At 75.3% G+C, this 23166-nt stretch carries 18 protein-coding genes and 1 tRNA gene; 7 read left to right on the forward strand and 12 right to left on the reverse strand.

The window, feature by feature from the left end:
- Positions 1 to 3 precede the first annotated feature (3 nt).
- From JUB12_RS22305 to pdxT, 6 genes are all read left to right on the forward strand, one after another.
- Entirely contained in the window at positions 4 to 768 is a 765-nt protein-coding gene (locus JUB12_RS22305) for an alpha/beta hydrolase family protein (protein ID WP_371822316.1), read from the forward strand.
- Positions 731 to 803 (forward strand) — tRNA-Ile (locus tag JUB12_RS02685). The genes JUB12_RS22305 and JUB12_RS02685 overlap by 38 nt, the downstream gene beginning before the upstream one ends.
- Positions 804 to 855: 52 nt before the next feature.
- Positions 856 to 1389, forward strand: a complete 534-nt coding sequence (locus tag JUB12_RS02690) for a hypothetical protein (protein ID WP_205698073.1) — start codon at positions 856 to 858, stop codon at positions 1387 to 1389.
- 298 nt (positions 1390 to 1687) lie between these two features.
- Positions 1688 to 2575 (forward strand): MurR/RpiR family transcriptional regulator, encoded by an 888-nt coding sequence (locus JUB12_RS02695; RefSeq protein ID WP_205698074.1) that lies wholly within the window; start codon positions 1688 to 1690, stop codon positions 2573 to 2575.
- Between the two features lie 133 nt (positions 2576 to 2708).
- Positions 2709 to 3593 carry a pyridoxal 5'-phosphate synthase lyase subunit PdxS gene (pdxS, locus tag JUB12_RS02700; protein WP_205698075.1) on the forward strand — a complete coding sequence of 295 codons (885 nt, stop codon included), beginning with the start codon at positions 2709 to 2711 and terminating at the stop codon, positions 3591 to 3593.
- A gap of 3 nt (positions 3594 to 3596) precedes the next feature.
- Positions 3597 to 4187 carry a pyridoxal 5'-phosphate synthase glutaminase subunit PdxT gene (pdxT, locus tag JUB12_RS02705; RefSeq protein WP_256436579.1) on the forward strand — a complete coding sequence of 197 codons (591 nt, stop codon included), beginning with the start codon at positions 3597 to 3599 and terminating at the stop codon, positions 4185 to 4187.
- A gap of 15 nt (positions 4188 to 4202) precedes the next feature.
- Here pdxT and JUB12_RS02710 read toward each other — a convergent pair whose 3' ends face one another.
- The 8 genes from JUB12_RS02710 to JUB12_RS02745 all read right to left on the reverse strand — a co-directional run bounded on the left by JUB12_RS02710 (position 4203) and on the right by JUB12_RS02745 (position 15873).
- Positions 4203 to 5384 (reverse strand): hypothetical protein, encoded by a 1182-nt coding sequence (locus JUB12_RS02710; protein WP_205698077.1) that lies wholly within the window; start codon positions 5382 to 5384, stop codon positions 4203 to 4205.
- Between the two features lie 122 nt (positions 5385 to 5506).
- Complete coding sequence (locus JUB12_RS02715; RefSeq protein ID WP_205698078.1) at positions 5507 to 7075, reverse strand: aldehyde dehydrogenase family protein; 1569 nt, start codon at positions 7073 to 7075, stop codon at positions 5507 to 5509.
- Positions 7072 to 8427, reverse strand: coding sequence for a proline dehydrogenase family protein (locus JUB12_RS02720; RefSeq protein WP_205698079.1), 1356 nt, complete (start codon positions 8425 to 8427; stop codon positions 7072 to 7074). The genes JUB12_RS02715 and JUB12_RS02720 overlap by 4 nt, the downstream gene beginning before the upstream one ends.
- Before the next feature lie 20 nt (positions 8428 to 8447).
- Entirely contained in the window at positions 8448 to 9959 is a 1512-nt protein-coding gene (locus JUB12_RS02725; RefSeq protein ID WP_205698080.1) for a hypothetical protein, read from the reverse strand.
- A 32-nt stretch (positions 9960 to 9991) separates the two neighbouring features.
- A complete protein-coding gene (locus JUB12_RS02730) occupies positions 9992 to 11902 on the reverse strand; it encodes a PD40 domain-containing protein (protein ID WP_205698081.1) in 1911 nt (636 codons plus the stop codon).
- 8 nt (positions 11903 to 11910) lie between these two features.
- Complete coding sequence (locus JUB12_RS02735) at positions 11911 to 13698, reverse strand: zf-HC2 domain-containing protein (RefSeq protein ID WP_205698082.1); 1788 nt, start codon at positions 13696 to 13698, stop codon at positions 11911 to 11913.
- An 88-nt stretch (positions 13699 to 13786) separates the two neighbouring features.
- A complete protein-coding gene (locus JUB12_RS02740; protein ID WP_205698083.1) occupies positions 13787 to 15328 on the reverse strand; it encodes a sugar transferase in 1542 nt (513 codons plus the stop codon).
- A 113-nt stretch (positions 15329 to 15441) separates the two neighbouring features.
- Positions 15442 to 15873, reverse strand: a complete 432-nt coding sequence (locus JUB12_RS02745; RefSeq protein WP_205698084.1) for a M48 family metallopeptidase — start codon at positions 15871 to 15873, stop codon at positions 15442 to 15444.
- 26 nt (positions 15874 to 15899) lie between these two features.
- Between JUB12_RS02745 and JUB12_RS02750 the strand changes: the two genes are divergently transcribed.
- Positions 15900 to 17474 (forward strand): O-antigen ligase family protein, encoded by a 1575-nt coding sequence (locus JUB12_RS02750; RefSeq protein ID WP_205698085.1) that lies wholly within the window; start codon positions 15900 to 15902, stop codon positions 17472 to 17474.
- Here JUB12_RS02750 and JUB12_RS02755 read toward each other — a convergent pair.
- Genes JUB12_RS02755 through JUB12_RS02770 form a run of 4 tightly spaced genes read right to left on the reverse strand, consistent with a single transcriptional unit; the run spans position 17471 to position 23165 of the window.
- Positions 17471 to 19534 (reverse strand): glycosyltransferase family 39 protein, encoded by a 2064-nt coding sequence (locus tag JUB12_RS02755; protein ID WP_205698086.1) that lies wholly within the window; start codon positions 19532 to 19534, stop codon positions 17471 to 17473. The two genes, JUB12_RS02750 and JUB12_RS02755, sit on opposite strands and share 4 nt — an antisense overlap.
- Before the next feature lie 50 nt (positions 19535 to 19584).
- Positions 19585 to 21099: an oligosaccharide flippase family protein gene (locus JUB12_RS02760; protein WP_205698087.1), complete on the reverse strand. Its 1515-nt coding sequence runs from the start codon at positions 21097 to 21099 to the stop codon at positions 19585 to 19587.
- Between the two features lie 30 nt (positions 21100 to 21129).
- Positions 21130 to 22083: a glycosyltransferase family 2 protein gene (locus tag JUB12_RS02765; protein WP_205698088.1), complete on the reverse strand. Its 954-nt coding sequence runs from the start codon at positions 22081 to 22083 to the stop codon at positions 21130 to 21132.
- Positions 22080 to 23165 (reverse strand): glycosyltransferase family 4 protein, encoded by a 1086-nt coding sequence (locus JUB12_RS02770; RefSeq protein ID WP_205698089.1) that lies wholly within the window; start codon positions 23163 to 23165, stop codon positions 22080 to 22082. Before JUB12_RS02770 ends, JUB12_RS02765 begins: the two co-directional genes overlap by 4 nt.
- Between the last annotated feature and the right edge of the window lies 1 nt (position 23166).

Below are 23166 nucleotides of genomic sequence, written 5' to 3' on the forward strand. Positions count from 1 at the left end.
CTCGTGCCCCGCGGCCGCGGGCCGCATCGCGTGGCCGTGCTCGTCCACGGGGGCTCGTGGCAGGCGAGGTTCTCGAAGGTCGTCATGCGCGGCCTCGCGGGCGACCTGCTGCGCCGCGGCTGGGCGGTGTGGAACCTCGAGTACCGGCGCGTGGGGGAGGGCCAGGACGGCGGCTGGCCGGCGACCTTCGAGGACGTCGCGGCGGGCGTCGACCACCTGGCCGCCGTGGCCGACGAGGCGCGCCTCGACCTCGAGCGGGTGCTGCTCGTGGGCCACTCGGCCGGCGGGCAGCTCGCGCTGTGGGTCGGCGGCCCGCGACGCGGCGGCCCAGGCGGGCCGGCCGTGGTCCGTCCGTGCGCGGTCGTCGCGCAGGCCGGCGTGGCCGACATGACGCGGGCATGGGGTGGGCGCGGCGACAGCGTGGACGCGGTGATGGGCGGCGGACCGCGCGAGGTCCCCGAGCGCTACGACGCCGTCGACCCGGTCCGGCAGGTCCCGATCGACGCGCCCGTCCTGCTCGTGCACGGCACGGAGGACGCGACGGTCGGCATCGCCCGCAGCCGGGCCTACCTGACCGCGGCGCGTGGCGCCGGGGGCGACGCCGAGCTCGTCGAGGTCCCGGGTCCCGCCGGGGGCCACCGCCGGCACATCGACCCGCGCGGCCCGGCCTGGGCGGCGGTCGTCGACTGGCTCGCCCGGCGGCAGATCGGCACCGTAGGCTCCGGCCCGCGGGCCGGTAGCTCAATGGTCAGAGCAGCGGGCTCATAACCCGTCAGATCTGGGTTCGAGTCCCAGCCGGCCCACCTCCCGCGCGTTGGCGCGCTCGATCGCGGTGCGCCGGGCAGGTGGGAGGGCATGAAGGAGCAGCGCATCCTCGACCTGCCGGTCCTCGCCGGCATCGTCATCTCGATCGCGGCGATCGCCGCGGCGGTCGTCGTCCTGGCCACCCACGACGCCGGCGCCGACGGCGCCCGCTCGTCGCTCGCGCCCGGCGCGACGGTGCCCACGGAGTCCCCGGCGCTCCAGCTCGAGGACGTGGAGACGGCGATCGAGGAGGGCGGCATCGTCGACATCCAGGAGGACCGCGCGGACGCCGCGCTCGACGAGTACAGCGACCCGGCGCCGGTCGACTCGGCCCGCTACGCGCTCCAGGGCCAGGGTCCGGCCGACCAGGGCCTCGCGGTCCTGGTCTACGCCGACGAGTCCGCCGCGGCGGCCGCCCTGCCCGACATCCAGCAGCAGGCCAAGGCCGACGTCGGCGGCGAGGTCGCCCAGGTCCAGAACCTCGTCGTCGTCACCCCGCGCGGCGGGGAGGGCGACACCGGCCGCCAGCTCCTGGACCGCCTGCGCCGGCGCGCCGCCCAGGGCGACGCGACCGCCTCCGGCTGAGCGTCCGGACACGGACACCACGCGCGCGTGCGTGCATGGCGCGCGCGAGAGCTGGACACCTCGGTGGCCACAGCCGAGGGATCCCCAGTCGGCGCGGCGCCTCATAACCCCCGCTCCACGTCGCCCCTCGTCGCAGGCCCACCCTGGCGGAGACGGCGCGGGCCTGCACTCCCACACGAACGACGCGCCCGGTCCCTCCCGGGCGCGTCTTTCGTCGTGCGCCCCTCCGTCCGGGGCACCTGCTTGGCAGTCCGCTTGGAGGAGTCCGCCCGCGAGACGTCGAACTGCGGTGGCGCCCATGAAGAGGACCGCCGCGACCATGCCCGCGCCGCCCCACGAGGTGCGCGGCCACCAGACGCTCTCCGCGTACATCCAGGCCCGCTTCGACGAGTTCTCGCGCTCCCAGAAGGACGTGGCGCAGTACATCGTCGACCACCTCGACGAGGTGGCCTTCCAGACGGCGGAGGAGCTCGCGCGGCGCGCCAACACGTCGTCCTCGACGGTCGTGCGCTTCTCGCAGGCGCTGGGCTTCGAGGGCTTCCCCGAGCTGCAGCAGTCCGCGCGCGAGGAGTTCCGCCGCCGCATCGCGGTCACCTCGCGCCCCGCGGCCGCCCCGGTGTCCGCCGAGCCGCTCTTCTCGCTGGACCAGAACGAGTTCGAGCAGCTCATCGCCGCCGACTACGCCAACGTCGAGGAGACGGCCCGCAAGGTCTCGCGCTCGGAGGTCGAGGCGGCGATCAGCGCGATCGTCGAAGCCGAGCGTGTCCTCGTCGCCGGCACGGACCAGATGGCGTTCTTCGCCAGCTACTTCCGCCACCTGCTCATGCTGCTCGACCTCCGCGCGGAGATCGTCGCCAGCCCGTCGCAGGAGGCGCTGAGCCGCCTCGGGCGCATCGACGAGCGCACCCTCGTCGTCGGCCTGAGCGCCGGCCGCCCGCACCCGCTCGTCGTCCGCGCGCTGAAGCTCGCGCGCCACCGCAAGGCCCCGACCCTCGCGATCACGGACGCGACGCTCTCCGAGGTCGCCAAGCTGGCCCAGGTGCGGCTCTACTACTCGTCGAACAGCCCGGCCTACGTCCGGTCGCACACCGCCCTGCTCGCGACGCTCCAGGCCCTGGCCTACGGGGTCTACTCGCGCGACGAGCAGCAGTACGCGGATCGCATCAAGGCGTTCCGCCTGAAGTGACGTCCCCGGCCGTCGAGCCCGGGCGCTCGGGTGACGTCGCCGGAGGTCCGAGCTCGTGAGGACCGCAGGCGACACCGCGGTCGTGCGGTCACGAACGCGGTCGGGGCCCCAGCGTTCGTAGACTGAGCGCCAGATGCGCGACGAAGCGACGTTCCGGGTCAAGGCCGGCCTTGCCGAGATGCTCAAGGGCGGCGTCATCATGGACGTCGTTGACGCCGAGCAGGCCAAGATCGCCGAGGAGGCCGGCGCCGCCGCGGTGATGGCGCTCGAGCGCGTGCCCGCCGACATCCGCCGCGACGGCGGGGTGGCCCGCATGAGCGACCCGCTCATGATCAAGGGCATCCAGGAGGCCGTGACCATCCCGGTCATGGCCAAGGCGCGCATCGGCCACTTCGCCGAGGCCCAGGTCCTCGAGGCGCTCGAGGTCGACTACATCGACGAGTCCGAGGTCCTCACCCCGGCCGACCACGCCCACCACATCGACAAGTGGGCGTTCAAGGTCCCGGTCGTCTGCGGCGCGACGAACCTCGGCGAGGCGCTGCGGCGCATCGGCGAGGGCGCGGCGATGATCCGCTCCAAGGGCGAGGCGGGCACCGGCGACATCGTCGAGGCGGTGCGCCACCTGCGCGAGATCCGCGGCGAGATCAAGCGGCTGGGGACCCTGGACGACATGGAGCTCGCGACGGCGGCCAAGGAGCTGCAGTCCCCGCTGGACCTCGTCCGCGAGGTCGCCGCGAACGGCAAGCTGCCCGTCCCGCTCTTCTGCGCCGGGGGCATCGCCACGCCGGCCGACGCCTCGCTGGTCATGCAGCTGGGCGCCGAGGCCGTCTTCGTCGGCTCGGGCATCTTCAAGAGCTCGGAGCCGGAGCGCCGTGCCCGGGCGATCGTCGAGGCCACGACGCACTTCGCCGACCCTGAGCGGGTCGCCGCGGCTTCCGAGGGCCTCGGCGAGGCGATGGTCTCGCTGGAGGCGCGCAAGCTGGACGAGACGCAGGTCCTCGCGTCTCGCGGCTGGTAGGCGCTGAGCGCCGCCGCTGACCGCCCGCTCGTCGGCGTCCTCGCCCTCCAGGGCGGGTTCGACGCCCACGCCCGCATGCTGCGCCAGCTGGGCGCGGAGGTCCGCGAGGTCCGCGTGCCGGCGGACCTCGAGGGCCTGGACGGCCTGGTGATGCCCGGCGGCGAGTCGACGACCATGACGCTGGGCATCGCCCGCGAGGGCCTGGCCGGGCCGCTGCGCGACCTCGCCGCCACCGGCACGCCGGTGCTCGGCACCTGCGCCGGGATGATCATGCTCGACCGCGAGCACCTCGGCATCGCCGGGTGGTCGTGCGAGCGCAACGCCTTCGGCCGGCAGGTCCGCTCGTTCGAGGAGGACCTCGCGCTGCCGGGGATCGCCACGGCGGACGACCCGGTGCGCGCCGTCTTCATCCGCGCCCCCTGGGCGCGCGACGTGGCCGAGGACGTCGAGGTCCTCGCCGCCGTCGACGGCCACCCCGTGGCGGTGCGCCAGGGGGCGGTCCTGGCGGTCGCCTTCCACCCGGAGCTCAGCGGCGAGCGCCGGGTGCACGAGGCGTTCCTCGCCGCGGTGCGCGAGCGCACCGCGGCGAGCTAGAGGCGGGAGGCGGCGCTAGCCGCGGGCGCGGGCGATGCGCGCCCGCACGCGGCGCCGGCCGGCGAGGCCGAGCGCCCAGCCGGCGGTGAGCGCCAGCAGCGCGAGGATGAGGCCGGTGCCCGGGCCCATGCCCGAGTCGGCGCTCGCCGGGTTCGTCGCGACGCCGGCGGTGCGGCAGCGGACCGGGGCGACCGTGCTGCGGGTCGGCGTGGGCTGGTCCGCCGTGTCCTTGCGGCCGTAGTCGGCGACGACCGCGCCGTTGTGGACCGCGTAGAGCGAGAACTTGCCCTCACGCTTGTCGATGTCGTCGACCGTCGCGATGTTGAGCTTCGTGAAGTACGGCAGCCACGTCGGCTCGGTCGTGCTGAGCTCGACGCCGGCCGTGGGGACCTTGCGCTCCGTGCCGTCGACGGCCGGGACGAGCTCGTCGCGGACCCCGACGACGAAGCTGCGCACGAAGCGGTCGCGCAGCCGGTCCTCGTCGTCGGAGAGGTCGGTCTCGGCGTCCTCGTCGTGGGTGAAGACGATCATCGACGGGAGCCCGAGCTCGCCCTCGAACTCGTCGAAGAGGGTGTCGCGCTCGGCGCGGATCAGGGCGCCGGGCGTGACGGCCTGACCGCCGAGCTCCTTGGCCAGCGCCTTGAGCAGCGCCGTGTCAGACGCCTTGAGGTCGGCGAAGCGCGTGCCCTTCGCTGCGGCGGCCAGGCCCTCGACGTCGATGGGCTCGTTGATCGCCGCGACGTAGATCGGCTCGCCGAGTGCCTCCTCGACCTCCTCGTCGATGCGAGGCTCGCCGCCGCCGAGGTGGATGATCGCGTAGGTCCGGCAGCCCGGGGCGCCACCGGCCGCGCCGGGACGGGTGTTGACGACGATGGGAGACGCGGGGTTCGCGCCGCCGGACTCCTGGTCGCCGGCGATGCCGCCCTCGTCGGGGCCGATGCCGTCGTCGTCGCCCTCGTCGGAGTCGGGCGCGATGTCTCCGTCGTCGTTGCGGGAGGGGGCGGTCGAGGTGGTCTGCTGCCCCGCGACCTGCTGGTTCTGCGTGAGGCCGTTGGTGACGGTGTTCGTCACCGTCGTGGTCACGGTGTTCGTGATGGTGGTCGTCCCACCGGGATAGACGTCGTCAGCGGGGCCCTGCGCGAACGCCGCGCTGAGCACCCCGAGCACGGTGGCCACGACCACCGCGAGCCCGAACATCGCCTTCGTCCTCACAGACGCCCCCCTTGGAACCGTTCCCCTGCGGCCAGACCCCGCGTCTGACCTGCGTCCCTACACGAGAGGACAGTACCCCAAGTTCCGGCTGGACGCCAGAGACCACGTCAGGCACCGGGGACGACCAGCCCGTGGCGGATCGTGCTCTCGGTGACGACCCGAGGCTCGACGAAGTGTCGCAGGTAGTCCGGTCCACCCGCTTTCGTGCCGGTCCCCGAGAGCCGGTTGCCGCCGAAGGGCTGCCGGCCGACCATGGCGCCGGTGATCGGCCGGTTGACGTAGAGGTTGCCGACGGGCGAGCGCTCGACCACCCGGGCGACCGTCCGGGGATCGCGCGAGAAGAGCCCGCCCGTGAGCGCGAAGGGCAGCGCGTCGACGCGATCGCACGCCTCCTCGACGCCGGCGACCGGCTCGACGGTGAGGACCGGCCCGAAGACCTCCTCGTGGAGGATCGCCGCGTCGGCCGGGAGGTCGGACAGGAGGGTGGGGGCGACGTAGTGGCCGTCGTCCGGCACGGCGGCGTGGCGTGCGGAGATCCGCCCGGCGGCGCCCGCTTCGGCCACGAGCCGCTCGAGGCGCTCCCGCGCCTCGCGCTCCACCACCGGCGGGACGTCGGTGCCGAACGCGTCGGCCGGCCCGACCTGGAGGACCTCGACCGCCCCGGCGAGCCGCTCGAGCAGCGCGTCGTGGACCGCCTCGTGGACGAGCACCCGCCCGGCGGCCGAGCACTTCTGCCCCGCGTAGGGGAAGGCGGAGCGCACGATGCCCGGCACGGCGTCGTCGAGGTCCGCGTCGCTGTCGACGATGACGCAGTTCTTGCCGCCCATCTCGATCACGCAGTGCTTGAGGTGCCGCTGGCCGGCCGCGACGGTCGCGGCGGTCCGCAGGATCTCCAGCCCGACGGCGCTGCTGCCGGTGAAGGCGACGGCGTGGACGCCGGGGTCGCCGACCAGCGCGGCGCCGATCGCCCCGTCTCCGGGCACGAGGGCGAGGACGTCGTCGGGCACGCCGGCCGCCCGCAGCGCGTCGACGACGACCGCGCCGCAGCCGGGCGACTGCTCGGCGGGCTTGAGGACGACGGCGTTGCCGGTGGCCAGCGCCGCGGCGACCATGCCCATCGGGATCGCGATGGGGAAGTTCCAGGGCGCGACGACCGCCACCACGCCGCGAGCGACGTAGCGCAGCGCGTTGCGCTCGCCCGGGACCTGGAGGAGCGCCGGTCCCGCGTCGAGGGCGACGGCCTCGCGGGCGTAGAACTCGAGGAAGTCGATGGCCTCGCAGACGTCGGCGTCCGCCTCGGGCCAGGGCTTGGCGGTCTCGCGGACGCACAGCGCCGCGAGGCGCGGCCGGCGCTCGCGCAGCCAGGCCGCGGCGCGCTGCAGGGCGGCGGCGCGCTCGGCGACGGGCGTGCGCGACCAGGCGGGTGCCGCGGCCGCGGCGACGCGGACCGCCACCCGCGCCTCCTCCTCGGTGGCGGCCGGGCCGACGGCGACGAGGCGGTCCGGTCGCGCGGGGTCGGTCGACACGAGGTCGTCGCCGTCGCGCCGGTCCCCGCCGATGCGCACCGCGAAGCGCAGCGGCAGGTCGGCGTCGAGCTCGGCGAGCGCCTGCGTCAGGCGCTCGCGCTCGGCGGCCCGGCGCAGCTCGAGGGTCGGCTCGTTGACGAACGCCGTCATGCCGGCGGCGCCAGGAGCTCGTCGAGCGGGACGCCGCTGGCGCGCTCGTGCAGGAACGACTCGTTGCTCGTGCCCTCCAGCAGCCGGCGCACGAGGTAGGCCATGCCGGCGACGAGGTCGCCGACGGGGCAGTACGTCCGCACCCGCAGGCCGCGGGTGGCCAATGCGTCCTGCAGGTCGTCGCCCAGGCCGCGCAGCACCTGGAGCTCGAGGTCCTGGTCGTCGAGCCCGAGGGCGCGCGAGCACGCGACGGCGTGGGCGACGGAGCGCAGGTTGTGCGAGGCGATGGCGGGCCGCAGCGGCGTGCCGGCGGCACGGGCCTCGAGGAGCAGGCGGGTGAGCGCCTCGAAGTTCGCGTCGGACTGCGCCTTGACGGTGAACACCGGCTCGGACCAGCCGTGCTGGCGGGCCTCGACGACCTCGTGGTCCCAGTAGGCCCCCTTCACGAGCCTCACGAGCAGGGGGTGGGCGCGCTGGGTCTCGCCGGCGAAGCGGACGAGGCGGCGCGCGAGGTCGGGCGAGTCGCGCAGGTAGGCCTGCAGGACCACGCCGGCGCTCGGGCCTTCGGCGAACTCCGGCTCGGCGAGGAGCTCGAGGACGAGGTCGGTCACCGCCTCACGGGAGTCCAGCGACTCCATGTCGACGTGGAGGTGGGCGCCCTGGTCGCGCGCGCGGCGCAGCAGGTCGCGCAGCCGGGTGGCGGCGTCGCGCTTGCCCAGCTCGGGCGCCTCGGGCTTGAGCAGGGGGGTGAGGGCGCTGACCTTCACCGAGAGGTTCACCCGGGCGATGGGCCCCAGCCCGTCCTGCTCGAGCGCGGACCGCGCCGGCAGCGGCGCGTGGACGCGGTGCAGCGCATCGAGGGCGGCGGCGCAGCGCGCGGCGTAGGCGTCGGCCTCGGCGCGGGTGACGGTCGCCTCGCCCAGGAGGTCGACGGACGTGGCGATCCCCCGGTCCCAGAGCCCGGTGATGACCTTCGCGGCGCGCTCGGGGGTCTCGCCGACGATGAAGCGATGGGCCATGTGGCGCACGCCCGCCGCCGCGGCGGTCCCCAGGGCGGCGCGGCCGGCCTTCGTCCCCGAGACGCGCATCGCCGCCGCGATCGGCGGCGGGTGGTCGCCGACCTCGCCGAGGAAGCTCGTCAGGTGGCGGGCGAGGTCGTCGACGCCACGGCAGGCGGGGACGACGTCGACGAAGCGGAACAGCGCGGCCCGCAGCTCGGCGTCCTGCGTGGCCAGGTCCATCGCGCGGTCGTCGAGGGCCCGCAGCGGACGGCGCGCGGCGGACGGCAGGGCGGCGGCGAGGTCGCGCCCGACCTCGAGGACCTGGTCTTCGAGGGAGGCGGGCGCGCCCATGGAGCCAGGCTACCCCGGGCCTAGGGCGCCGGAGCCTCGGTGCCGGCTCCGCCGGTGCCGGTCGCCGTCCCGTCGCCGGTCGTCGCGTCGTCCTCGGGGGTGGTCGCCCCGTCGGCCGGCGTCGTGGTGCCGGGCGTCGTCGTGCCCGCGCCCGGTGTGGTGGCCGCGCCGGGGGCCGTCGTGGTGCCGTCCGGGGCGGTGGGTGTCGGCGGCGGCTCGGGCACCTCGACCGGCAGCGGCGTGGTGACCGGCTCCTCGATGCGGACGGCCGGCGTGCTGCGGGTGGCCTGGACGGGCTCGGCCTCGTCGCCCCCGAACAGGCCGGAGAACGCGAGGGTCGCGACGAGGCCGCCGAGGACGACGACGGCGGGGAGGATCGTGGCGAGGCGGCGGCGCCGCTCCTCGGGGGTGAGCGGCGGGCGACGCTCGCGCGCCTCTCGGCGTCGCGTGCGGCGGGCCTCGCGGCCGCGGGACAGGACGCTGCCCAGCGGTGCGGCGTCCTCGGCGCCGCGGTGCTCGGGCGGCTCGTCGGCCTCCTCCCACGGCAGGCGTCCCGCTGGCTCGTCGTGGAGGGGCTCGAGGTCGTCGAAGGCGGGGTCGTGCTCGACGGCCGGGAAGACCGCGGTGTCCTGGAGGGCGTCGTCGTCGAGCGGCCCGTCGGGTGGGGCGTCGTCGTTGTAGCGGGGGTCGTCCGTCCCCGGTTCGTCGTCCTCGGGCTCCGTCCCGGCGACCGGCTCGACGTCGGTCTCCGGGGCGGCCTCGGTCTCCGGTTCGTCGGCCTCGGGGTCCGGCGGGTCGAGCGGCTCGGGCTCGGGTTCCGGCTCGGGTTCGGGCTCGGGCTCGTCGAGCGGTGCGGGTTCGACCTCGGGCGGCGCCGGCTCGAGCTCGGGCTCCAGCGGCGGGAGGTCCTGGCGCTCCTCGGGCGGCGCGGGCGGCTCGGGGTCCAGCGGCGCCGGCTCGAGCAGCGCGTCGAGGTCCTGTGCCTCCGCGGGCTCGTCCTCCAGCCCGTCCAGGGGGTCGCCGGCGACGGGCGCGGCGGCGGCCATCGCCGTCAGCGCCATCCGGAAGGTCGGCTCGTGGATGCGCTGGCGCGACGCGCTGCGGTACGCGGCCTCGGCGGCGATGAACGCCTCGGCCAGCGCCGCGCACGTGTCGCACTGCGCGAGGTGCACGTCGAGCTGCTGGGACTCGCCGGCCGAGAGCGTCCCGGCCGACCGGGCGGCGAGCAGGCCGGCGGTGGCGGCGCAGCGGCCGTCCGGACCGGGCGGCACGAGCGACGCCGCCGCGTGGCGCGTCGCGCCGAGCAGCAGCGCGTCCGGGTCGGCGCCGCCGAGGTCGGGGACGTCGACGACGAGTGCGCGGAAGCGGGCGAACGCCTCGGCCGTCGCGCGGGCGGCGGCCTCCGGCGCGAGGATCGCCTCGCAGAAGCCGAGGACGGCCGCGCCGCGCAGCGCCACGAGGGCGCGCAACGTCTCCGGCCGCCCCTCGCGAATGCCCGCGGGGGTCACCCCGGCGCGTTCGTCTCCCGCCATCGACGCGCCACCCTAGCTGGAAGGGCGGCGGGTCAGGCGAGGACGACGGCGCGCTGCACGGTCGTGCTCCGGTTCCCGGCGCGATCGACCGAGCGGGCCTTGATGACGATGGGCCCCTTGATGCTCCGCGGCAGGCGCAACGTCCAGCGGCGCAGGCCCTTTGCAGCGACGAAGCTCTGGCGGAGGCAGTTCGTCGTCTCGAACCGGCGACCGGTGAAGAGCTGGCAGCCCTTGAGCGAGAAGTAGACGACGCTGACCTCGACGCGCGCGAGCCCCGACCCTCGGTCTGCGGCCCGGCCGCGGACGACGCGCAGGGAGCGACCACGCGGCTGGGTCACCCGGATGGTCGGCCTGCGGGCGTCCTTGCGCGGGGCGATGTCCACGCCCTCGGGGTCGACGAGCATGCCCGCGCCGGTGGCGCGCACGGTGAGGCGCTTGCCGTAGACGGCGCGGATGGAGGTCGTCGGCTTGCAGTAGAAGGCCGGCTGGCTGTCGAGCTTGCAGAGGAACAGGTCGGCCTTCGGGTCATCCGCCGAGACCGTGAACGACAACCGCTTGGACGTCGGACGTCGTTCGAGCTTGGTCGCGGGAGCGTCCATCCGGCGCACGAAGACGTCGGCCGCGTTGTTCGTGTCGCCGGGCACGAGGTTCGAGGACGTCGCGGCGAAGACGGCGACCCTGCCGTCGTTCGAGATCGCGGGCCGCTGGAGGAACTGGCCCTCGGGGCCGCCCGTGGGCAGCCCGCCGGTGGACGTGATGGACGCGACGCTCGTGGCACCGCCTCGCAGGTCGCGCACGAACACGTCCTCGCCGACGCCGTCCTCGTCGGGCGGGACGAAGTTCGAGGCGAACGACTGGAACGTCAGGAACTGGCCGTTGGCGGAGATGCGCGGGTTGAAGGAGTCGTTGTTGCCCTGGACGTTCACCGAGCTCGCGCTCACCAGCCGCGTGGTCTTCGCCCTGACGTCACGCAGGAAGATGTCGGTCCGCTTGTTCGCATCCTGCGTGGTGAGCTTCGTCGCGTCGGACTCGAAGACGACGTAGCGGCCGTCGGCGCTGAGGTCGGGCGCCATCGTGAACGGCGGGGACACCGCCTTGTCCTGCTGGGTGCCGTCCGTCGCGACCGACACGCGCTCGGTCCGCTCGGCCACCTGGTCGCGGATGAAGACGTCGGAGACGCCGTTGGAGTCCTTGTCGACCAGGTTCGTCGCCGCCGACTCGAAGACGACGTAGCGCCCGTCGCGCGACACGGCCGGCTGGCTGGAGCGGCTGTTGGAGGCCGCCTTGCCCGTGCTGACCAGCAGCGTGCGGTTCGTCGTGAGGTTCCGGGCGAAGACGTCGGCCTTGCCGTTCGAGTCCCCCTGGACGATGTTCGACGCCTCCGACGTGAAGACCACCCACCGGCCGTCGGAGGAGATGTCGGGCTGGTAGCTCGGGCCGTTGGCCAGGCCGCCGTCGAACGCCGTGCTGGCACGGACGATCGCGCCACGGCCGTCGCGCACGAAGACGTCGGGCTGGCCGTTGGTGTCGCCGCCGCCCGCGAAGTTCGTCGCGTAGGACGTGAACGCGACCACGCGGCCATCCCCCGAGATGCTGGGCGTCAGCGACGGGCCGTCGCCGTTCTCGGAGACGAGGCGGCGCGCCTTCGTGGTGAGGTCGACCGCGACGATGTCGCTGACGTCGCCGTTGGTGTCACCGTCGGCGAGCCCGGGGGCCGTGGACTCGAACGCGGCGAAGCGCCCGTCGACGCTGACCACCGGGTTCTGCGAGGCACCCGCGGCGTCGCCGCCGCCGGCCGCGGTGGACACGCGCAGCGTGCGCTCCGGCAGCGAGGTGGAGCTCGCGCCCGCGGGCAGCAGGCACCCGGCGGCCAGGACGATGCCGGTGGCGGCGACGAGGACAGGACGACGACCCGGCCGAGGGCCGGTGAGACGGTGCGGCATGGCGAAGATCATCCGTTGGGCTCGCGGCCCGGCTCCTCCGCCGGACCGGTGGGCTGGGGGTTCGCCGGCTCCGGCGAGGAGGTCGGCGAGGGAGAAGGCGTGGGGTTCGACGGCCGCGGCGTGGTGGGCCGCGGGTTGGACTGGCGAGGCTGCGGGTTGGACTGCCGCGGCTGCGGGTTCGAACGCGGGCTGGGGGTCGCGGGCTGCGGTGCGGCCGGCGCGGGTGTCGGCGTGACGACCGGCGAGGCCGCGGCCGGGGTCGACGGTGCGGTGCGCGCGGCGGCGCGGCGACGAGCCGCGGCGCGGCGGCGAGCGGCGGCCCGGCGGCGTGCCGCGGCGCGGCGGCGCTCCGCGGCGCGGCTGCGAGTGCTCGCGCTGGAGGACAAGCTCGACGACCGCGACTCGACCGCCGCCGGCTCCTCGGGGGGCGTGGTGAGCACCGCCGCGTCGGTCAGCCCGCCCTGGGGCTGCGTCGCCTGGGCCTGGACCTGGGGGTCCTCGTTGGCGGCGAGCGTCATCGCGGTGAGGGCGCCGACGGCGAGGACGACGATCGGCGTGGCGGCGGCGACCTTGCGCGGCACGCGCGGCTTCGTGCGGCGGGCGACCGCGCCGGTGGCGGCGGGCTCTGCGGCCTCGGCGGCCGTCGCCCAGGTCGACGCGGGGGCGGCGGGCTCGATGGCGGCGGCGCCGGAGAAGTCGACGTCGTCGGGCGTCCAGGCCGTGCCGCCGTGCGTCTCGACCGCGGGCACCTCCTCGCGCAGGTCCTGCGGGACCCAGGCGCTGGGCGCCACGCTCGGCCCGGCGACCGCCGCGGCGGCGACGCCGGCGCGGGCCCAGGGGGTCGGCTCGGCCTGCGGGGCGGTGATGAGGTCGGCGGGCAGCCATGCCTCGGTGGGCTGCTCGGTGACGGGCGCCGCGGCGGCCGCAACCGCGATCGGCTCGGGCTCGGGCTCGGCAGGGACGGGTTCGGGCGCGGGCTCCGCGATGAGGGGTTCGGGCTCGGGCTCGACGGCGACCGGCTCCGGCTCGACGGCGACCGGTTCGGGCGCGGGCGCGGCGGCGACGGGTTCGACGAGTTCCGGCCCGGGCTGGATCGGCTCGGGCTCCGGTTCGACGGTGACGGGCTCGGGCTCGGGCTCCACGGCGACGGGCTCGGGCTCGGGCTCGGCGGCGACGGGCTCGGGCTCGGGCTCGGGCTCGACGGTCTCCGGCTCGGCGGCGACGGTCTCCGGCTCGGGCTCCAGGGCGACGGGCTCGGGCTCGACGGCGACGGGCTCCGGCTCGGCGGCGACGGGCTCGGGCTCCACGTGCTCCGGCTCCTCGTGGACCGTGACGAGCTCGGGCTCTGCGACCACGGGCTCGTCGACCACCGGCGCGGCGACGACCGGAGCAGACGCAGGCTCCGCGGCCGGCGCCGCCACGGCGAGCTCCGGCACCCGGGCGGCGAGCTCGGCCTCGGCGGCGGTCACCGTCGCCTCGAGCTCGCGGCAGTTCGCGCACTGCTCGAGGTGGCGAGCCAGCTTCTCGTGGTCGCCCGCGGGAAGGCGGCCCTCGAGCCGCGCGAGCAGGACGGTCGGGACGTCGTGGCACGTGCGGCGCCGGCTCAGCACGCCGCCGCCCGCGCCGAAGCGCTTCGCGGCCCCCGGCAGCACGTCGTGGCGGACCTTCGCGAGCGCCGTGGCGGGGTCGCCGTGCGCTTCGCGGACCGCCCGTGCCGCCGTCGGCATGGGTGACGGGTGGCGCAGCGCCGCCGCGTAGGCGGCCAGGGCTTCGGAGAGCGTGGAGGCGTCGGTCATGCGCGAGGGCGCCATCCCACACGGCGCATCCCCAGTATGGGGGTGGGCGCCGACGGGGCGCAACCTCCTACCGGTGCGTCGGCGCGGCTCAGGCCCCGCGGCGCCCGACCATCACGGGCAGGGTGCGGAGGATGAGCTTCACGTCGTTCCACAGTGACCACTCGGCCACGTAGAGGTAGTCGAGCTTGACCATCTCGTGGAACGGGATGCGGTTGCGACCGAGGACCTGCCACGGGCCGGTGAGCCCCGGAGTCAGGTCCAGACGCGCGCGGTGCCAGCCGATGACGTGGTCATCCTCGACCGGGATGAGCGGCCGCGGCCCGACGAGGCTCATGTCCCCGCGCAGGACGTTGAAGAGCTGCGGGAGCTCGTCGATGCTCGTGCGCCGCAGGAACCGGCCGACGCGCGTGACCCGCGGGTCCTCGGCGATCTTGAACATCGGCCCGTCGCCCATCTCGTTGAGGTGGGCGAGGTCGGCCTTGAGGTCCTCGGCGCCGTCGACCATCGAGCGGAACTTCCACATCCGGAACTCGCGGTCGCGCCGGCCGATCCGCCGCTGGCCGAAGAAGATCGGACCGCGCGAGTCGACCTTCACGGCGATCGAGACGGCGATGAGGAGGGGGGAGAGCAGGAGGATCCCGATGCCCGCACCCGCGACGTCCATCGCGCGCTTGAGCATCAGCGTCGAACGCGACAGCTGCAGGCTCTTGAGGCCGAGCAGCGTCATGCCCTCGATCTGGTCGATCGCCACGCCGTGGCCGATGACCTCGAAGAGCCGCGGGACGACGCTGATCTTCAGCCGCAGGCGCTTGCCCATGCGGATGAGGTCCAGCAGCGCCTCGTGCTCGAGGTTCGAGAACGCGATGACGACGCGCTCGACGTCGTGCTCGCGGCAGACCTGCTCGAAGTCGGCGACGTCGCCCAGGCGGTCCAGCTCGCCCACGGTCGGGCCCTCGTCGGCGTGCGGGACGTCGAGGTAGCCGACGAGGCGGGCGCCGTACTCGGGGTGCTGGCCGATCTTCTCCGCCACGACGGAGGCGACATGGCCCGCGCCGATGATGAGGACGTGCTCGGGCTCGAAGCTGCGCCGGACGCTCGCCCGCGCCGCCGAGCGCAGGAGCGGCGTGAGCGCCATGGCGAAGAGCCACCAGACGACGACCGGCCCGCGCAGCAGCTCGGCGCCCGGGATCAGGATGGGTCCCAGCAGGTACAGCAGCGCCGTGCCCAGCGTGAGCGAGTGGACGATCTGCGGGAGCTCGTTGAGCGTCGAGCGGTGGATGAGGCTGCCGTCGCGGTCGTAGAGCCCGAGGACCTTGTTGAGCACGATCCACAGCGGCAGGACCGGCAGCAGGACGAGGTCGTCCAGGACGTCGCCGGGCGGCGGCGCCACGAGCCACATGAGCCCCCACGCGAGCACGAGCGCCGACAGGTCGGCCAGCGCGAGCGAGCGCCGGCGCCACGAGTCGCGCCGCGGGGTCTGGACGTCGGCGCCGAAGAGGAAGCCGCCGGAGGTGTCCAGCGGCGCCACGGGCGCGAGCGGCCGGACGGCCGGACGGCGGTAGCGGGGCGGTTCGTCGCCCACGGCGCGGCGGGGCGACGCTGCAGCGTCGTCAGCGATGACGTCGGACATGCCTCTCACCCCCCACCAGCGTTCGTCCCTCCCTAGAACTCCGCGCGTCGTGCCCTACCACAGAAGCGCGTGCGAGCCAGGATAGACACGGGTCCGCGCCAGGCGCAACCGCTTCACCGGCCGAGAACACGGACCTGGAAGGCCGGGGGCAGCACCGCGCGCGGGTTGAGCCGCAGGGTCCGCTGCGCCTGCCGGCGCGCCCCCTGGACGTCGCCGCGGACCGCCAGGACGGTGGCCAGGTCGCGCCGGGCGCGCCAGTCCGACGGCCGCCGCTCGATCGCGGTGCGCAGGTCGCGCTCGGCGCCCGGGAGGTCGCCGAGGACCACGGAGATCCCGCCGGCGAGGACGGCCGCACGGCCCTCGGCCTGCCCGCCCACCTGGCGCGCGACGTCCCGCGCCTGCTGGAGGTCGCCCGACTGCAGCGTGCTGCGCGCATCGGCCAGCCGGACCTCGTCGTCGCGCACGCTCCCGAGGTACCCCGCGGCGCCGAGCGCGGCGACCGCCGCGACCAGCGTCGTTGCTCTGGGTCCTGGTGCGACGCGCATCCCGCGGGCGAGGCTACAGTGCCCCGGTGCCGTGGCAGGGAGGTTCCCGCTGGGCCTCCTGGCCGACGTTCGCTGCCCTCGCGGTGCTCGTCGTCGTCCTCGTCGCGCTGGCCTTCGACGACGGCGGCTACTTCCCGCCGGCCTTCCTCGCGGGCGGTGTGGCGGTCTTCGTCGCGCTCGCGGTCCTGCTCGTCCTGCGCCTGCCGCGCTTCGAGCTCATCACCCACGCGCTGGTCGCTCTCGGCGCCCTTGCGGCGTTCGCCGCGTGGATCGGCCTGTCCTCGGCCTGGTCGCCGATGCCCGACCAGGCGACGGTCGACTTCCAGCGCGCGCTCTTCTACGTGGGCCTCTTCGCCCTCGCGCTCATGGCCGCGGGCACCGGACGCCACGTCTCGCTGCTGCCGTGGGCGGCGCTCGTCGTCTGCTGCATCGTCGTGGGGGACGGGCTCATCGCCCGTCTGCGGCCGGACCTCATCGAGGGCGCCGGCGACGTCACCCGCCTCGCGGGCTTCCGCCTCGAGCACCCCTTCGGCTACTGGAACACCTTCGGGGGCATGGCGGCGTTCGGGACGGTCCTTGCCGCCGGCCTGGCGGCCGACCCCCGCGCGAAGGACTGGGCCCGCGCGCTGGCCGCGGGCGTCGCCGTCCCGCTGGCGGTCGCGATGTACCTCTCGCTGTCGCGCGGATCGTGGCTCGCGCTCATGGTCGGCGGCGTCGTCCTCGTGGTGCTCACGCCGTACCGCTTCTCGGCGCTCATCACCGGCGCGCTGGTCGGCGCCGCCGCCACGATCTGCCTGCTGCGGCTCAGCGCGCTCGACGCGCTGGTCGACGACCCCGCGGCCGGCTCCGGCCAGCTCAGCCAGGGCAAGAGCTTCACCCCGCTCCTGCTCCTCATGGGCATCGCCGCGGCCAGCGCGCAGCTCGTCGTCGCGCGGGTGCGTCAGTCGACGGGCATGCAGCTCGCCGCCGACGAGTTCCGCCGCCGGATGCTGCTGCCGCTCACGGGCGTGGTGCTGCTCGCGGGGATCGTCGGCTACGCGATGACCAGCACGCAGGTCGAGGGCGGGTCGGCCAAGGCGCTCGAGGACGCGGGGGACTGGGTCGACCGCCAGTGGGACGACTTCCTGCTCACCTCGACCTACAGCGTCTCGGGCACGGAGCGCCTCACGAGCTCGCGCGGCACGCGCAGCGACCTGTACCGCGTGGCCTGGCAGGGCTTCGAGGGCCATCCCCTGTGGGGCGACGGCGCCGGCGGCTTCGAGTGGCGCTGGTACCAGGAGCGTGAGGTCCAGGAGGACACGCGTGAGCCGCACTCCCTCTGGCTCGGCACGCTCGGCGAGCTCGGCGCCGTCGGCCTCGCGCTGCTCGTCGCGTTCCTGGCGGCGGTCGGCGTCGGCGCGGCCCGCGGACTGCGCCGCCCCGCGGGACTGCGCCGCGCCGAGACGGCAGCCGTCGCGGCCGCGAGCGTCGTCTGGCTCGCCCACGCCTCGGCCGACTGGGACTGGGAGATGCCGGCCTTCACCGGCACCGCGCTGCTGGCGATGGCTGCCGTGCTGCCGGCGGGGCGCTCGCGCCGGCGCCGGCGCCGCGCGACCGCCTAGCCTGCCGGGACGCCGGCGGCCGCCCGGGCCGCGGCGGCGAGCTCCGGCTTGGCGTAGAGGGCCAGCCGGCGACTGCGGGTGACCTCCTCGAGGCCCGCCTGCCGCGCGTAGGCCTCCTCCGGCGCCCGCTCGCGCGGCACCGTGCCGAGGCCGACGACGAGGACGTCGAGGTCCTCCCGGCGCACCTGCGCGGCGAACGCCCGCCCGTCGCGCAGCTCGCGCAGCCAGCCGTCGTCCTCGACGCCGACGTAGCGCACGTCGTTCTGCATCCGGTCGCCGAAGGCCGGCCACACCGGGGCGATGCCGTCCAGCGACCACGTGCCGGTGACGCCGACCTCGAGCGGGGGCGAGGACTGCAGGAGCGCGAACGTCGGGTCGAAGGTGCGGTAGCGGAAGGCGTTGAAGCGGTCCTCCGTGCGGTCGAGGTAGGCGACGAGCACGACCGCGGCGGCGAGCCCTGCGGCGGCGGTCGCGAGCGTGCGCCGCCCCTCGGGCACCACGAAGCGCAGGATCGCCGCGACGGCGACCACCGCCGCCACGACCATCGCCGCGAGGACGAGGCTCTTCGCACGCAGGGGGTCGAACGCGTTCGGGATCGCCGCCAGCACGCAGCCGAGCAGGACGGCCTCCGCAGCGAAGCGGGTGCGCAGCCGGCCCGCCAGCCAGGCGACGAGCATGACGGCCACGATGAGCGCCGGGACCGCGTAGCGGGCGTTGGAGCGCGTGAGGAACGGCGCGCCCTCACGCCCGAGCGCCGTGTACGGCGTGACGGCGTAGGCGACGGCGAGCCCGAGCGCCGCCAGCGCGACGACGAGGACGAGCCGCCGTCCCGGGCGCCGCCCGGCCACGAGGGCGACGACGGCGGCGACGACGCCCGAGACCGCCACCGGTCCGAGCGCGGAGAGCACGTCGGGCACGATGCTGGAGCGCAGGACGTCGAAGTCCGTGGCGTAGTGGGCGACGGAGAAGCCGACCTGCTCGCGCACGACGTCGGGCGCGGCGTCGAAGATCGGGCCGACCTTGACGGGGAAGATCGGGTTGCCGATCTCGACCAGGTTGCGGATGAGCCACGCGCCGCAGGCGAGGAACGCGACGCCCGCCACGACCGTCCCCTCGCGCAGCGTCGCGACCACGTCGCGCCGGCTCACGAGCCGCGCGCCCGCCCACACCACGAGGAGCACGACGGCCGCCGTCGCGCCGTACCACTTGGTCGCGACGCCCAGGCCGATGCCCAGGCCCGCAAGGACGAGGTCCGAGCCGCGCCCCGACCGCGCGTGGCGCACCAGGAAGAGGCCGCCGGTCGTCATCGCCGCGTAGAGGAGCACGTCGGGGAAGGCGTGCTCGAGGGTCGCCTCGGCCGCGATCGGCGCGGCCAGCAGGGCGCAGGCCGCCAGGAGGGCGGCCGAGGCGCGGGCGCCGAGCTCCCGGGCCAGCGCGTAGGCCGCCACGCCCCACCAGGCGTAGACCGGCACGACGACCGCGCGGACCAGCACGTCGTTGTCGAGCGGCAGCATCGCCCAGACGAAGAGCAGCATGCCGCTGCCGGGGTACGACGCGTGCGCCTGCAGGGGGACGTACTCGTCGAGCTGCCAGAGGCTCCCGGTCTCGATCCACCGCGCGGCCTGCGGGAGGTTGCCGGCGACGACGTCGAGGTTGAAGAACTGGTTGGGCAGCGCCCAGCGGATGCTCGCGATGGCGCCGACGGCGATCGCGGCGGCTCCGAGGAGGGCGAGCCCCCAGCCGACCGGGTCGCCCGGGGGCGCCTCCGGCGCCGCGGCCTCGCCGTCCGCGGCCCTCCGCACGGGGCGCAGTGCCAGCGCCCCCGCGGCCACGACGCCGGTCGCCACGAGGACCGTCGCCTGCGAGAGCGCCCCGAGGAAGAGCGGCAGGAGGTGGATGGCGACGATCGCCGTGAAGGCGATGAGGAAGCCCGCCGCCAGCGCCTGCTCGCCGCGCAGGTGTGCCATGCGACCCACGACGATGCGCCACGCGAGCAGCGCGGACGCGAGCGCGGGCAGCGCGACGAGCGCGATGCCTCCGACCAGCTCCCCCCTCGACACGCGCGGCAGGGTAGTCGACCGCCCCGGCGGTGGGCGTCACCGCGAGGCGTTCACGAGGCGGCGGCGGCCGGGCGCAGGTAGCGCACGGCCTCGCGCAGCAGGCGGCCCTCGATGAGCCACGTCGAGACGGCCGTCAGGGCGCCGTAGAGCAGGAGCTCGAGGGCCGCCTGCGTGGCGCTGCGCTCGCCCCCGTGTTCGACCAGCCGCACGAGCAGCACACACGCGACGGGCGGGACGAGCGGCGTGACGGCGCGGATCGCGTGGGGTGTGAGGTCGAAGCCGTCGAAGAGCCGCCCGAGGAAGTGGAAGCGGACCACCACGTGGACGAGCGCCTGCGCCCACAGCCCGAGGGCGAAGCCGTCGAGCCCCTCGAGGTAGAGGCCGGGGATCCCCACCAGCAGGAACGCCACCATCGCGGCGACCGAGGCGACGGCCATCGGCTTCGTGTCGCCGCGGGCCCGGAAGTACGCGTCCCAGTTGTAGCCGAGGTGCGCGACGGCGGCCGTGATGCCCATGACCTGCAGGAGCGGGATCGCCTCCTCCCACTTGTCGCCGATCACGTGGTGGACGAGGTCGGGGGCGAAGAGGGCGAGGCTCACGCCGAACGGCATGGCCCACATCAGGGAGAGCCGGTTGGACTTCACGAAGGACTCGAACAGCAGGTCGGTGCGGTCGCGCACCGCGCAGATGGCGGGGTAGAGCGTGCCGGTCATGATCGAGTCGACCTTGTCGGTCAGCTGCGTGACCTGTGCGGCGAGCGTGATGGCGCCGGCGCCCGCGAGGCCGACGGCGTCCTCGCCGCAGATCATCGACGTCTGGGCGATCACCAGCGAGCCGCCGCTGGCGATGAACAGCGGCCAGGAGTAGCTCGCGTAGCTGTGCAGCGACCCGCGCTCGAAGCGCAGGCGCAGCTTGTGCGGGGAGGCGAGGACGGACACCAGCGCCGCGGACCAGGCGCCGGCCAGGAGACCGAGGACCAGCGCCCAGACGCCCATGCCGAGGGCGGCGAGGACGACCGAGGCGACGAGCCCGACGAGCGGGTCGACCGACTGCAGCATCCGCTGGCGGCCGAACTCCATCTTGCGGTAGTAGGCCCACAGCGGCGTCTGCAGGGCGCCCGCCGGCAGCACGAGGAGCGTGACGAGCGCGGGGGCGATGATCCGGGGCTCGCCGTAGAGCAGCGCCAGCAGCGGGGTGAGCAGGCCGAGCGCCAGCGTGAACAGCAGCGTGAAGTACAGCTCGAGCGTGAAGGCCTTCTGGAACGCGAGCTCCTGGTCCTCCTCGTCCTGCTGGATGTACTTGTCGCCGATGCCGACCTGCTTGAGCCAGGTCAGCGTGCCGAAGGCGACGACGATGATGCCCCAGATGCCGTAGTCGTCGGGGTCCAGCAGCCCGGCGAGGGCGAAGCCCTTGAGGAAGCCCAGCAGGCTGATGAGCAGCAGGAACGCGCTGTTGATCAGCGTCCCCCGGGCGGCGTGCTGGCGCAGCGAGCGCCCGCGCAGCTTGAAGCGGCCCTTGTAGTCGCGATCCTCGGCGCGCGCAGCCTCCTCGGTCGCGTCCCCCACGGCGAGCAACGTAGCACCGGGTCCTGGGGTCTACCGCCGGTCCAGCGACCCGGGGTCGCGCAGCCCGCGCGCGTGGATCCGCGCCCACGTGGCGTTCGCGGCGCGCGCTCCCGCCCAGCGCCGGGGGCGCGCGCGAGCGAGGGGGGTCATCCACGCGACGCGGGTCACCGCGCCGCCGACGTTGACCGCCGCCGCCGCGCGCGCGACCGTCGCCCCGCGCCGGCGGGCCAGCCAGGCGTAGGTGGCGTCCTGGGCGCGCTGGACGCGCGCGTCGCCGAAGGCCTGCGTCGTGCTCTGGCTGACCATGTGCCCGACCCGGGCGCCGGGCACGTAGCGGGTCGGGAAGCCGGCGCGGGCCAGGCGCCACCCGAGGTCGAGGTCCTCGGCGTACATCCACTGGTCGTCGTCGAAGCCGTCGATCGCGTCCCACGCCTCACGGCGCACGAGGAGGAACGCGCCGTGGGCCCAGTCCACGCGGCGCTCGCGCTCGGGCGTCCAGTAGCCCTCGAGCCCGAGGCGATCGCCCAGGCCGGGGACCACGCGCTGCAGCCCGAGGTTGAACGCGGCCAGGCGCGGGAGGGTGGGGAAGGGGTGCACCGAGTGCTGCGTGGCGCCGTCCGGGAGGACGAGCCGCGGGGCGAAGGCGCCGTCGTCGGGCGTGCGCTGCGCCGCGTCGAGCAGGGTCCGCAGCGCGTCCGGCTCGAAGACGAGGTCGCTGTTGGCCGGGGCGACGAACGGCGTCGAGGTCGCGCGGGCGACGAGGTTCACTGCGGGCCCGTAGCCGGGGTTGTCGGGCCGCTCGAGCAGCGAGACCCACGGGAAGTCGTCGCGGACCATCGCCGGGGAGCCGTCGGTCGAGCCGTTGTCGACGACCCAGACCTCGGCGCGGCCGGCGTCGGCGTCGGCCCGCAGCGAGGTCAGGCAGTCGCGCAGGAGCTCGCGCGTGTTCCACGAGACGACGCCGATGGCGACGGCGGCGCTCACGCGGCGAGGAGCTCCGCGTACAGCGCCTCGTAGCGGTCGGTCGTGGCCCGCGCCGAGAACGCCGCGGCCCGGGCACGGCACACCGCGCGGGTGCCGGGGTCCTCGGCGAGCTCGAAGGTCTCGAGCAGGGCGCGGGCCAGGTCGTCGGCGCCGCCCTCGAACAGCCGCCCGACCTCCGGGCGGTCGATGATCTCCGGGAACGCGCCGCCGGCCGAGCCGACGACGGGCGTGCCGGTGGCCAGCGCCTCGACGAGCACCAGGCCGAACGCCTCGCCGAACGACGGCAGCGCGGCGGCCCAGGCCTCGCCGCTCATGCGCGCGAGCTCGGCGGAGTCGTCCATGTCGACGAGCTCGACGCCGTCGCCCGCGTAGCGCCGGGCCACCCCGGGGTCGCGCGGCCGGTTGAGCAGCAACCGCGCCCCGGGGCGCTCGCGGCGCACCGCGGGCCACGCCTCCACGAGGAGGCGCACGCGCTTGCGGTCCTCCTCGAGGGCGGCCGAGCAGACGACGGTCGGCTCCTCCGTGCGCGTCGTGCCGAGCGGGAAGCGGTCGAGGTCGACGCCTGGAGCGATCACGCGGGCCTCGTGGCCCAGCCACGTCCAGAACGCGTCGGCCGCGTACTTGCTCAGCGCGACCGTGGCGGCCGAGCCCTCGACGGCGGCGAGCGTGAGCTCGAGGCGCTTGCGCCGCCACATGAGCCCGGCGTGATCGGGCACGCCCATGAACGAGAAGACGGCCGGCCGGCCCGTCGCCTTCGACCACCGCGCCGCCGCCGCCCCGTCGGGCGGGGCGAAGGCGTTGACGACGTCCGCCCCGCCGGCGCGCAGCAGGGGGTAGGCCATGGGCAGGTGCGTGAGGTGGTCCTCGAACTTGCGCCGCCGCAGCCGCCCGTCGGGCAGCCGGGTGACGCGCCAGACCGGGACGCCGTCCTGCTCGAGGCGGTCGGGCCTGCCCCACTTCGAGGTGACGATCCGGGGCTGGTGGCCGTCCTCGAGCAGGTCGGTGGCCAGCTCGTGGACGAAGCGCTCGGTGCCACGGCGCACCTCGGGCCAGAAGCACGGGGTCAGCAGGTCGACGCGCAAG

Origin of the sequence: Conexibacter sp. SYSU D00693 (genome assembly GCF_017084525.1) — a bacterium.
In the GTDB taxonomy this organism is placed as follows: Bacteria; Actinomycetota; Thermoleophilia; order Solirubrobacterales; family Solirubrobacteraceae; genus Baekduia.

Coding starts and splice junctions, on each gene's coding strand:
- JUB12_RS02690 (WP_205698073.1), top strand. CDS start 856: ATGAAGGAGCAGCGCATCCTCGACCTGCCGGTCCTCGCCGGCATCGTC.
- JUB12_RS02695 (WP_205698074.1), top strand. CDS start 1,688: ATGAAGAGGACCGCCGCGACCATGCCCGCGCCGCCCCACGAGGTGCGC.
- pdxS (WP_205698075.1), top strand. CDS start 2,709: ATGCGCGACGAAGCGACGTTCCGGGTCAAGGCCGGCCTTGCCGAGATG.
- JUB12_RS02710 (WP_205698077.1), bottom strand. CDS start 5,384: ATGTTCGGGCTCGCGGTGGTCGTGGCCACCGTGCTCGGGGTGCTCAGC.
- JUB12_RS02715 (WP_205698078.1), bottom strand. CDS start 7,075: ATGACGGCGTTCGTCAACGAGCCGACCCTCGAGCTGCGCCGGGCCGCC.
- JUB12_RS02720 (WP_205698079.1), bottom strand. CDS start 8,427: ATGGGCGCGCCCGCCTCCCTCGAAGACCAGGTCCTCGAGGTCGGGCGC.
- JUB12_RS02725 (WP_205698080.1), bottom strand. CDS start 9,959: ATGGCGGGAGACGAACGCGCCGGGGTGACCCCCGCGGGCATTCGCGAG.
- JUB12_RS02730 (WP_205698081.1), bottom strand. CDS start 11,902: ATGCCGCACCGTCTCACCGGCCCTCGGCCGGGTCGTCGTCCTGTCCTC.
- JUB12_RS02735 (WP_205698082.1), bottom strand. CDS start 13,698: ATGACCGACGCCTCCACGCTCTCCGAAGCCCTGGCCGCCTACGCGGCG.
- JUB12_RS02740 (WP_205698083.1), bottom strand. CDS start 15,328: ATGTCCGACGTCATCGCTGACGACGCTGCAGCGTCGCCCCGCCGCGCC.
- JUB12_RS02745 (WP_205698084.1), bottom strand. CDS start 15,873: ATGCGCGTCGCACCAGGACCCAGAGCAACGACGCTGGTCGCGGCGGTC.